At 66.4% G+C, this 2948-nt stretch carries 3 protein-coding genes; 1 reads left to right on the top strand and 2 read right to left on the bottom strand.

Translation table 11 applies throughout. The annotated features are described in order from the left end of the window. Nucleotides 1-130: 130 nt before the first annotated feature. Entirely contained in the window at nucleotides 131-511 is a 381-nt protein-coding gene (locus tag AC5RWT_RS36250) for a VOC family protein (RefSeq protein ID WP_494084443.1), read from the bottom strand. Nucleotides 512-628: 117 nt separating this feature from the next. Between AC5RWT_RS36250 and AC5RWT_RS36245 the strand changes: the two genes are divergently transcribed. Continuing rightward, nucleotides 629-769, top strand: a complete 141-nt coding sequence (locus AC5RWT_RS36245) for a hypothetical protein (RefSeq protein WP_494084442.1) — start codon at nucleotides 629-631, stop codon at nucleotides 767-769. A 10-nt stretch (nucleotides 770-779) separates the two neighbouring features. On the opposite strand, the gene AC5RWT_RS36240 is transcribed toward AC5RWT_RS36245, so the two are convergent. Further along, nucleotides 780-2294, bottom strand: a complete 1515-nt coding sequence (locus AC5RWT_RS36240) for a glycoside hydrolase family 1 protein (RefSeq protein ID WP_494084441.1) — start codon at nucleotides 2292-2294, stop codon at nucleotides 780-782. Nucleotides 2295-2948: the final 654 nt, after the last annotated feature.

Here is a 2948-nt window from a genome sequence, read left to right as displayed (position 1 = left end):
AGCCACGAGAACCCCCGCTGTCCTTTGGACGGCGGGGGTTCTCGCTGTTAAGGAGGGGCCGCGGGGGCTTACGACGGCAGTGCGCCGCCGACAGCGGCCGCTCGGACTTGCCGGCAGTGGCCGGCCGGGGTCAGATGTTTTGGTGCAGGCAGAGGATGTTGCCCTCCGAGTCGGGGAACCAGGCGCAGCGCTGGTGTCCGGTGACCGCGATGTGGTTGACAGTCTTCAGGCCCGGCAGGTCGTAGTCCGCGAAGTCAACGCCGCGGCCGGCCAGTTCGGACATTTCGGTTTCCAAATCGGCCACCTCGAAGCTGATCGAGGTGTGGTCCGACGTGTCGGCGTCCGGTCGGACGATGAGTTCTACCGCGGTGGAGCCGTCGCTGGAGAACAGGAACGAGTCCTCCCCAAGAGGGCCGGCGGGCTGCAATCCGAGGGAATTTTGGTAGAACGCGCGCGCCCGGTCCATGTCCTTCACGGGCAGGACCGTCGTCATGGTACGGGTGTTGAGCATGGATGTCCGGCTTTCTGGAAGCATCTGCGGTGGACACTCCCAGAATAGTCCTGGCCCCGGTCCCCGGAAGTGGCGGACGAGCACGAATTTTGACCGGCAGCCAGTAGGATCGGAACCATGGAGTGGCTGATCGCGTGGATCGTGCTGGGCCTGGTCGCCGCGGTGGTCGGAGCGGTGTCCTGGGGCCGGCGGTACTTCCGCCATGAACTGGACCGGGCCCGCCGCATCCGGCGCGCCAACGGCACCGGCAGGCGGTAGCGGCGGCGGTTCAGGTCAGGGGCGGGACAGGTTGCGCCAATGCAGGCTGCCCGTGGGTACCCGGTGTGCCGGCGTCACGGCCGCGGCGTGCGGCCAGGTCCTTGAACCAGTGGAAAGACGACTTCCGGATCCGCTGCTGGGTGGCGAAGTCGACGTAGAGCAGGCCAAACCGCTGGCTGTACCCGGCGGCCCATTCGAAGTTGTCCATCAGCGTCCACACGTAGTAGCCGCGCAGATCGATGCCTTCGGCGGGCCCGCCCGGGGCTGTTGCGGTGAGCGCAACTTCCAGGTGCCGGGCCAGGTAGTCGACCCGCCGCACGTCGGCCACCGACGGCTCGTTTGTCAGGGCATCCCGGACCACAACGTCCTTGAAGCTGGCACCGCCCTCGGTAATGTAAACCGGCGGGAGGTTGGGATAGCGCTGGGCCATCTGGGCCAAGGCCACCTGCAGGTAGTCCGGTGCCACCGGCCAGCCGAATTCAGTGCGCTCATACCCCGGCCACCCGGCCAGATGGAACGGCAGGTCTCCGCCCTGCTCCCAGAGCAACTCGGGCAGGCCCTCAGGGACCGCCTCCGGGCCGGTCAACGGGCCCGGTCCGATGCCGATCCGGGTGGGGAAGTAATAGTTCAATCCGTAGAAATCCAGCGGCTGGTGCATCACCGCGAGGTCCTCGTCCGGAATCTCCCGCAGGTACTGCAGAACCGGTTTCAGTACCGGGTTGAAGGTGGGATAGCGGCCCAGCAGCACCGGATCCGAGAACATGCCGTTGTGCAGCACATCGTACAGTTCCACCAGTACATCGTGGGCGAGTCCGTCCTTGGCACCGACCACGGGGGAGTAGACGTTGGTGATGCCGGCCTCGCCCGCGATCCCGCCGGCACGCAGGGCCGAGAGACTGAGCCCGTGGGCCAAAATAAGATGATGCGCGGCGGGCAGGGCGTCGAACAACCCTGCGTGGCCGGGCGCATGGACGCCGAGGCCGTAGCCGTTCAGGGTGACGGTCGTGGGCTCGTTGATGGTGACCCAGCGGTCCACGCGGTCGCCGAACTTGTCCGCGGCGATGGCCGCGAAGTCGGCCAGCCGGTAGGCGGTATCCCGGTTCAGCCAGCCGCCCGCATGTTCCAGTGGCAGCGGGGTGTCCCAATGGTAGAGCGTGCACATCGGCGAGATGCCCCGCGCCAGCAACTCATCCAGCAGGCGGTCGTAAAAGTCGATGCCCCGGGGGTTGACCGGACCCCGGCCACCGGGCTGGATGCGTGGCCAGGACAGCGAGAAACGGTACGAGTCCAGCCCGAGCTCTGCCATCAACCCGATGTCCTCGGGCATCCGATGGTAATGGTCGCAGGCGGCATCGGCCGTAGCACCGCCGGCGATCCTGCCCGGCGCATGGGAAAACTCATCCCAGCCTGACGGTCCGCGGCCGTCTTCGGCGACGGCGCCCTCTATCTGGAACGCCGCTGTCGCCACGCCCAACGTGAAGTCGGACGGCACCAGTGCCGCCAGCTGCCCGCTGTCCATTGCCATTCGCTGTTGTCCTCCCGAAACGTGGTGGTCCTGCCGAAATACAGAGCCCGCCGGAGCGGACTGGCACCAGCATCGCACTGCAGGCACCTCGGCGCCATAGCGCCCCGGCCATCAGTCGGGCACGACCCCGGGCCGTGAGCCGACGGCGACCGGGCCGTTCTCCGCCGACGGTCCAAGCGACGGCGTCGTACCACCGTCGCCGGCAGCAAGGGGGAGGATGGCGCCCGATCTTCAGGGCGGGGCCTTGCGACCACGCGCCCGATTCGCAATCACGGCCGAAGTCTGCCACACTAGATGAGTTGTTCAAGCGCTTTTGCATGTCTTCGTGCGAAGCTGGGTCCCGCCCGGGATAATGCCCGGGGCAGGGTCAGGCTCCACAGATTGAAAGCCCAAATATAACCCACCCTCCATTTTTGAGCGGGCGGAGTGCGCAGAATGTTCGCGACACGCCCGACCGCGGGGGTCGGAGCCTCAGCAGGGTGAGGAACCCGGATTCATCCGGATTCAGTCTGCCGGAGGAGCGCCAGGCAGGAGATATCCGGCCATCGGGGCGCAGAGAAGAAAGTCCACAGAGCAGCACTGAGAAAGAGAGCGGAGACGCCATGGCGGGACAGAAAATCCGCATCCGTCTGAAGTCATATGACCATGAGGTCA

Source organism: Arthrobacter sp. Dra40, from assembly GCF_059091905.1.
Note: the sequence above shows the minus strand (reverse complement) of the source record. Positions and strands in the feature narration are given on the sequence as shown.